Raw genomic sequence first — 8,712 nt, 5'->3', positions numbered from 1 at the left:
ATCACCCCCGTTAAGCCTTGCAACGTCAGTGTTTCAATCGTTGCAACAGGACTACAACCTCTGAATGCCTTGAGTGGGCAAAAAAGATGTCGTACTCCTCTGGTACCCCCTTGGCGGAATGTTAGTATTAAGTCAGAAGAGCAACTACGACGCTTTCGACACAGCAGAATAGATGAAAATTAACGTAGAATAGAGTATAGCATTTGACCTTACCCCAAATTCGAGCCAACGCCCGTCTGGCAAGGCGTGTAGAATCACTTTGATACCGCCTTCTTAAAAACCTCTAAACTTTTCGGGGGGAGTGAGGTCTCTTCAGAAACGACAAATCAGTCTATCTTGTTAATAAAAACCATTCAGCATTTTTCTTCTTGATTGCCTCGTTTCTCTTTATCCAAGGCTCTGGAATACCAAATAAGAGCGAGAAAAATGGAATAAAAAATCCTGGTATTTCAAAGATGATGCTTATAAAATTCTGCATTATAGCGTGGCTTATTTTTTGACTTTTCGCATCATTTGCATATTGCTTCTGCAAAAATGAGCTTGCTAACGTAAAATCTTTTGTAATCAACTCAATCGCTTTTTCGTCTCCGAAATTCTGTAATTGTTCGCACCAATTCTTAAAAACAGCCCTAAAACTCACTATTTCCGGTCTGTTTCGTAAACGCAGAGCTTCGGATAAGGATTGAGGTGCTGGTAAACAGTTCAATTGAGAGAGTTGTGGCAGACTGAATAAGTAGTACACATCGTCAATTAACTTAATGTTTGTTTGTAATGGAGGTTTATTTAGTTTCAAAAACCGAGAATAAACAGATAATCGCATTTCCGATGCAACGAAAATGTCTTGAAAAGTAACATAACGACCAAGCGAATAATCGCAGTCAAGGAAAAAAGAGCCCAAACAACTTACGTCCTGCTTTTTATTACATTTTTTGCAATATAATTTCCCGTTTATAGTAAATAAATCATCGAGCAAATTAGCGCATCGATTGATTCTTTCATCATCACTATACTTAGGATTTCCTATATTGGAATAGACAGCAGGTTTTATTATATACTTCATTATTTTTGATTTGGCAAATTGCATTGCTATATATTCCCATTCTTCAATGTGAGACCATTTTTCTTGCATAAGAACACTGTCGAACCAACTTGTTTCTATAATTTCTTGTACGAATATCGTTGTTAATTCTGAATTGAGTAGCAATTTTTCAAATTTCGTATTTTGCCCCTTTTCTAAGTATGACGTACATTCAGCAATTTCGGAATCAAGCGTACTCCCGAATAGATTCGTTCCACAATGCTTGTCCCAATCGAAGAATAATCCAGTAATAAACGAATTGAGAAATTCAGACCGTGTTCCGGTAAAATTTATCATCTTAACGGTTTCGTTTAGATAAGCGGTGTTAGTATTTATAACGCCACTTGAAGCGATTACAGATGTGTCATAAACAATGCCATCATCAATCAGCCTCTCCAAATTAAAAGGCACAAAGGAGTTTGAATCAACACTTTCAAAAAGAAGTAAGAGCCTAAGAAGACTTGATTTATTATTAATTCGTGAAAATCGAGCTTCGAACAGAGCATCATCAAAATCCTGCTCAGTGGCAAACTCCTGAGTAAACTCTGTAATTATTTTTTCTCGTATTGCAAGCTGGATAAAATTATCAGTCTCATTATATCCGAGAAATAACTTTGAAAAATCCATTTTTCACGCGCCTAACAGCGGCTGGTCGTATTCGAACAGCACTTCATTTATCTCGAAAATATCATACTTGCATAATCTTTATTCGCGCATTCTGAGTGTACTCATGATATATCAGCGTTTCCGTCGCTGCAACAGGATTACGGTCTCAACATGCCTTGTTGATGCAATTCTAATGACCGTCGAGCCTGGTACCCCCTTGGCGTTAGGATATTTTCGATAAATCCGGGGCTCAACACTTATTTTTAATAAATTCGCTGCTGATTATAACATGAAAAATCTACTTATAAATCTTTAACTACGCCTTACATTTTTTATAATATCCTTTTACTTCATCAGTTCTAAACTAATAATCTCTTGTTCCATTTTTACATTGTGCTGAAGCATATACTGGATTGTATCCGTATACACCCTCATTTCTTTCAATTCCTGTAACCTCACAGTATCATTGTCTGTTAATCGATGAAGACATCTTTCATATTGTTTCTGTGAAAGTTCATCCTTCGACATACAATATGTCTTAAAATTGACACCTGTTATCTCACATAGATTATGGTGAATCCAAAATCCGCCAGCATCAATATCTCCAAAATGCAAGAATTCTATATTAGGGTTATCATCGTATACTTTTTTTATAAAATCACGTTGAAAACGATTTGCATATCCCCCCAGATAAAACGTGACTGTATCAGGAGCAGAATATCTCAGATAAGAAGTCCTATTTTCAATCGTCATAAATTTCTGAGTTCTTATCTTAATGCAATCAATTTTCTTAAGAGAATTAGTATCCAGCTCGATACCATCTGGAAGTACGTTAAAATCCAGTTCCTTTCCACCAATAGACAATATAAAATTACCTTTAATACTAAATTTTTGAGGCTCCTTTTTTATCATATAGTCTGATAAAATTTCATCCATCAGCTCATCTGTGCTGCATAGTTTATTTTTATATTTGCGAAGCATCTGACAAACTGGTACCAATGTATTCTCTTCAAAATATTTTGAATCCCCATAAATTTTCATAGAAGCTTCTCTTACAAACAATTCTGTACGATTATTATCTATAAAAGCAACCGCATCTAATATTTTAGGAAGCGTTTCATAATCATTTGGGATTTTATTCCTATCAAGTTCCTTTTGCAAGCGTTCGCATTCCATACCACAGATTTCTGATAAATCATGATATCTAGAAATGATATTCTGCACATCATATTTCCTCATTCCTTTCGGAATAAAACCATACTTTTTATGTAGATAATCCTCAACCTGTTCAATCTGTTCGTCTACAAGATAAATACATTGAAGTAGCGTACCAAATTTTTCTTGATCATAGGTTATAAAACCTATTCTGCAGAGTTCTGCCACAGTATAATTTATTACAGTGATTACATCGAAATCACCATCATTTGCATTATATTTCTTATAAAGTTTTTCTGGTTTTACCTGGGTTCTGCGATTGGTTTTATTATCTCCGGTATCTTTCTTACTTCCCCGATAATTATCTACCAGATACACAAGTATCTTTTCTTCCCAATTCATAGGCTACACTCCTCATGCATTTCAACAATTCCTATTTCCATTAAATCTGCTCTTGTTCTAAGCACTGGAAGAATTACGTTACATTCATCACCAATTAACTCTGTCTTATCTGGTGAACAGAAAATCATCTGTAGCTTCTGCTTCTTCATGAAATCAAGCATGATTTTTACATTACTAGGATCCATCTTGGCAAATGGTTCGTCTATAAACACAAGTCTTGTAGAATTTATTTTGTCATTATATATCATCAATAACGCAGATAATAAAATCAACATATAGGGAATCTGCACCTCAGCCCCTGAATTAAAACCAGATTGCTTGGAAAGCTTAGCCTTATTTAGCACATCATTTGTAAGTAAAATTTCATATACCATATAGTTTCTGTAATCAGCATATTTCTCAATCTGCTCCTTATCATTACTATCAATAATACGATTAATAATTTTACGAATTTCCTTTTCTAATGCCATTCCTTTATCATCGGTGAATGTTGTAAGTGACTGCAATATCATCTGGTCAGGGTTTGCTCCTAAATCTTCACGTTCCTTTAAATATTTTGCGTATTCCAAAATTTTCTCATAATCAGAGCCGTCTTTTGCATACTTCACGTCAAACTCATATTTTGATTTGAATTTTAATCTGGAAAGCTCTGCATTAATTAACTTTAAGTCATCTTTTGCGCTTTCACAGGATTTTAGTACTGTCAGTACAAATTCATTCTTGAATATTTCCTCATATCTCCTGGTCTGCTCTCTAAGTTTTTCCTTGATTTCTTGAAGATCATCCATCCAAATTTGAGTTTTTCTTATCTCATATGCAAAACGTTGATTATCACCAGTTGGAAGTCGACTTTCTGCATTTCTACGCGCATTATAAGCAGACTGTGCACCTATCAAATCATTCCCGGCTTCTCTAAGATTACGTTCGGCACGTTCACGATCTTTTAAGGTACCACCAGCACCAGCTTTACCATTGGCTATATACTTATCGTAACTTTCAATGGCTCTTTTGCATACATCATAATTCTGTATTTGGTATTCATTCATAATACCATTATATTTTTCCAGCTCTGCTGTCTTTACTTCTTCCTTTTCTTGATTTACTTCTAGCTGTGTCCTCATCTTTACCTGAGATTCTTGAACTTTCCCACGCTCTCTGCCATTTGCGTCAAGCTCTCCTTTATACTTTGTATAAAGCTGATTCATTTCTAGGTATTCCATATTATTTTGCTGAGCCTGTTTCAAATGCTCAAGCTCTTTAGATGCTGCCCCATATTTAAGCAAAATATCCTCATACATCTGGCATGCATCATAATTATAGTTATCAAAGTGTTTTTGTGCTGTTTCTAAATATTCTTTCTTCTGAATCTGCTCATGTACCCGTTCTCGTAGCATTTTCCCTTCATTAACCAGAGCCTGTAATTTTTTTTCTGCACGAATCCGATTAAGCTCTATTGTTTCCTGTCCCAAGCAATAAAAACGTATTCTATCAAATTGCAGGAAGTAACTATCCATAGCAACAGATACTCTTCCTTCTTTAGAAATAGCATTCTCGAAATTGCGCACTTGTTCCTTTGTTACTGCATGCATACGCCCTAATTGATATTCAAAATACTGTTTTGCCACAGAATTTTTCACTTCAATATAACGCACAACCGAATCTTCTTCGGGAGACAGTTTCTTTTTCATCAATAATTTTGTATTAAATAAATGTGCATATCTGTGTGGAGATTCATTTAACACATCATCTGCAATATCGTAATATTCCGGGTCCACAAGAATTGTGTATCTTCTCTTACCAAGAAAAGATTCAATCGCATTTCTCCATCCTTCATCCTTAAGTGCAATTACATATTCGCAGGCAAACTTTGCTTCTGAACGGATATGTCTATTAGCAAACGCCTTACTTATTTCATCCTTTAATGCAACATAATCTGGTATTTCTGAAAAAGTAGTTTTTTTGTCATTGCAATCATCAATTAATCTCTGCTGCTGTACCTGCATAGCTTGATTCTTTTTTGTCTCATCCTGAAGCCTTGTGATTGCTGCCAATAAATCATCTCTTATATTTTGAATTTGAACTGAGAATACGTCAATACCACTTGCTTTTTGGACTGCTGTGTATTCATTTGCTGTAAGTGATGATAAAATTGACTGGTTATTAACAGGTATATCTTTTTCATAAAACCAATTAATCAATTCACTTATCTTGGTTTGAAATGCCTCTAAGTTTTTTCTCTCTGTGTTTAATATCTCTTTCCGTGAAGTAAGTTGTTCCACTTGTTCTTCAGCAGCACGAATTGCCTTTGTACAATCCATAGCATCTAAGCTATCTTCCACTTTTTTAAGCCTGCCACGAATATCTTTTTCTTGCTTTTGAATCACTACTAGCCTTTTATCATCCTCGTCCAACTGTCTCTCTGCTTGATCAATGGATTTTATTGCTTCATCAATGTCCCGCCTGATTCCAAGCAGCTTTTTATAAGCAATTTTCACATCATCAGCAATAATAATATTTTTAGCGTTCTGCAATCCATCAAACAAAGCAAGTATTTCCTCAAGTTCTTTGATCTCTGCATCTATTTTCTCAAATGTGGTATTCAATATTTCAATATTATTCTTAGCTTCTACTAGTTTTGAAAAGTCTACCTTCTTCTCTTCAAGGACACTTTCTCGAATAAACTGATCGATCTTTGCATCCGGATCATAAGACATAATACTGCGTAGCTTCCTGCGAAACGGTACTATCTGTTGCCCGTTTAATCTCAACCCAGTCCTTTGCATAAACTTTGCAATACCATCCATTGCATCCAGCATTTTAAAGCTATATTTTTTCTGTAATTCAATACCATCATATGGAATGGTCAAGCCATTTTCTTCATATACATGATCTACATCAGATAATCTTGAATTTTCAATAATATAGCGATTTGTATTAAAACCATTTGCAGAATTTGTCTCTATTACAGTACCAAGCACAAAACTCCGTCTCATTTCTTCCTCAAACATTTCTAACACGATGTGAGTATATACATTGGGAAACTGATCTGCAGGTCTCATATATGTTCCCGCCGTTGCATCCAATAATCCTCTAGTGTAAGAAGACAAAGTTCTGCTTCCTTTGTTTTCTGTAGATTTATTAAATACTGTATCTCCATACAGAGCATACTTAATAGCATCTAACAGAACAGACTTACCATTACCATTCTTTCCGGCAATTAAAGAAAAGTATCCAATAGGAACTGCTATATAATTAAAGCCATACCAGTTCACTAAACGAACGGATTTTAATAATATCATTCCTCATCCTCCTCTTCTTCAGATCCCTCCTGCTCCTCTTGTAATCCTCCACCCTTCATATATTCAGCTGATACGGTCTGAAACTGTGCCATATCCCAACCAAATTGTAATGAAGGATACAGGGTGACGATTGCATCTTCTGTCTTATCCTTTGCATCAAAATCAATTAAATTATATCGTTTAAATAAATCCATTGCTGCAGACAATTTTCTACTGTCTATATCAACCTCATAAGCTTTAATTTTATCAATCAGATCACCACGCATAACTAGATTTTCTTCGTTATATCCAAGGTTCTCCAAATAAACCTCCCAAAGGACCAAAAGTAAATGATATTGCTCTGTTGTAAAGGTTAAAATATTAGCTCTCTTAAGGCCTACAGCGTCTTCATCTGCTTCATGTGTCTTTAGCATAGCAATCTTCACATTAGTATCCACGAGTACATCAAAACCAATCATTCGCAGATAGTCCGAAATATCTTGTCTATTAGATTCTCTTGAGATAAATGCATATAGTTTTTCATCTTTATCTCCCACAATAAATGTAGACTCTAAAAGTTTACGTATACATCGCTTAAACAATATATTATTTTCTTCTTTAATTGATATATTTAGTTTAATGTCGCTCATTTATCTCGCCCTTTTTATTCTAATATTACTGATACTGGCAACCTTGGTTTCGACCATCCCACCAAGAAATTCTACTACATAGGGGAACTCATCTGAACCAGAATATATAATACTTGCTGCTATCATCATAGCTTCATCTCTATTTTTTATATTTTGATTACTGGTTTCAACTGATACTTTGTCACTTAATAATGTGTGGAAATACCTTGTGACCTGAGCCACACTATATCTATCAGGATACTCATGTAAAAGCTCCTGCGTTAATTTCGCTTTCTCATCATCCGATAAAGAGCTTATAACAATTGCACCACTCTTTATATTGGGAAGTCGTTTCTTCTTTCGCTCAATGGATTTTCTTCCAACATATCTGTAGGATGACAGCTGGTAACTCTTTGAAATTTCAGCAAGTACTATTTCTCGTTCTTCAGCATCCATTTCCTTCAGTATCACCAACAGATCATTCAAATAAGTTTGCATATTTGTATTATTACTGAGTACCATCAACATCCTGGTCGAATACAAATTATAATAATTGTTAATCTTTTTATCTATGTAATCCATTTCCTTCACATAGTCATAATTGATAAATCCCTGGATTTCAGTAAGTTGTCCATCAATAATTTCTCTAGCCTTATACTCATCCGTCTGTTTTAATGTTTCATATTCACGAATCATATTATCATATACATCTGTATTCATAATCTGTCTAAGCATCTTCTCAATTTCTGCTATATAGCCAGGAATAAGTCCATCTTTTTTTATAAAAAAATAATCATTAAAGAATAAATTCATCATCTCATCTTTAATCAAAAACTGACCAAAAGTATTTACTTCCGTCATCTTAATGACTATACGCATTATTGTGTGTATACTATCTTTCAAAATCTGGAGCTCATTTTTTAAATCCGAAACATTATCCGTAAGAGGAATCAGAATATTTAAATAAGGTCTGATTGTCCGTCCATGCTCTGCATCCAATGCGGATTTTAACGTATCATAAATCGCAAATATATGATTTGTCAGTGCACCACTCGTATCACGATCAAAGATACGTTGAATCGAATCAATCATCTTCCTGCAATACGGCACTACCGAAGCAATGTGGTCTCCACTTCGGCCAATTTCTTGCTCAGAAATCCAGCCACAAGAACGAAAGTACCTTAATATAGCACCAGCATTTTCTAAATCAGACTTTTTACTATTAATATTCTCATCACTATTATCATTACCATTCTCATCCTTTACTACATATGTGCAATTGCGCAAATAGAGGATGATGCAGTCTTTTGCATCTATTTCATAAAGCAGCGGAATAGTCTTCGACTTTTCAATCAATTGTAAAATACACTCATAGTATATTCTTCTATTTTTACAACACAACGGATTAAAGAAACGATCATATTCAGCATTATCAAATAAAATCATATATGATACCTCTTTTGCCTAACAATTACTCCTATTTGTCCTACTTTTACAAAATTGACCATTAATAGCCTGATTCACGTTATTATACTTGATGTAATATTACATTAATTCTATAGCA

The 8,712-nt window shown here is 34.6% G+C and carries 5 protein-coding genes; all 5 read right to left on the bottom strand.

Annotated elements, in window-relative coordinates:
• Window positions 1-331: 331 nt before the first annotated feature.
• The 5 genes from T344_RS0123230 to T344_RS0123210 all read right to left on the bottom strand — a co-directional run bounded on the left by T344_RS0123230 (window position 332) and on the right by T344_RS0123210 (window position 8,594).
• Window positions 332-1,705, bottom strand: coding sequence for a hypothetical protein (locus tag T344_RS0123230; protein WP_027630688.1), 1,374 nt, complete (start codon window positions 1,703-1,705; stop codon window positions 332-334).
• Window positions 1,706-2,029: 324 nt separating this feature from the next.
• Entirely contained in the window at window positions 2,030-3,241 is a 1,212-nt protein-coding gene (locus tag T344_RS0123225; protein ID WP_027630687.1) for a Wadjet anti-phage system protein JetD domain-containing protein, read from the bottom strand.
• Complete coding sequence (locus T344_RS0123220; protein WP_027630686.1) at window positions 3,238-6,540, bottom strand: SbcC/MukB-like Walker B domain-containing protein; 3,303 nt, start codon at window positions 6,538-6,540, stop codon at window positions 3,238-3,240. Before T344_RS0123220 ends, T344_RS0123225 begins: the two co-directional genes overlap by 4 nt.
• Window positions 6,537-7,169, bottom strand: coding sequence for a DUF4194 domain-containing protein (locus tag T344_RS0123215; RefSeq protein ID WP_027630685.1), 633 nt, complete (start codon window positions 7,167-7,169; stop codon window positions 6,537-6,539). The genes T344_RS0123220 and T344_RS0123215 overlap by 4 nt, the downstream gene beginning before the upstream one ends.
• Window positions 7,170-8,594, bottom strand: a complete 1,425-nt coding sequence (locus T344_RS0123210) for a Wadjet anti-phage system protein JetA family protein (protein ID WP_027630684.1) — start codon at window positions 8,592-8,594, stop codon at window positions 7,170-7,172. It abuts the gene before it with no gap.
• Window positions 8,595-8,712 lie beyond the last annotated feature (118 nt).

It is taken from the genome of Ruminiclostridium cellobioparum DSM 1351 = ATCC 15832 (assembly GCF_000621505.1).
In the GTDB taxonomy this organism is placed as follows: Bacteria; Bacillota; Clostridia; order Acetivibrionales; family DSM-1351; genus Ruminiclostridium; species Ruminiclostridium cellobioparum.
This window is presented reverse-complemented; position numbering and strand designations above follow the sequence as displayed.

Coding starts and splice junctions, on each gene's coding strand:
- T344_RS0123230 (WP_027630688.1), bottom strand. CDS start 1,705: ATGGATTTTTCAAAGTTATTTCTCGGATATAATGAGACTGATAATTTT.
- T344_RS0123225 (WP_027630687.1), bottom strand. CDS start 3,241: ATGAATTGGGAAGAAAAGATACTTGTGTATCTGGTAGATAATTATCGG.
- T344_RS0123220 (WP_027630686.1), bottom strand. CDS start 6,540: ATGATATTATTAAAATCCGTTCGTTTAGTGAACTGGTATGGCTTTAAT.
- T344_RS0123215 (WP_027630685.1), bottom strand. CDS start 7,169: ATGAGCGACATTAAACTAAATATATCAATTAAAGAAGAAAATAATATA.
- T344_RS0123210 (WP_027630684.1), bottom strand. CDS start 8,594: ATGATTTTATTTGATAATGCTGAATATGATCGTTTCTTTAATCCGTTG.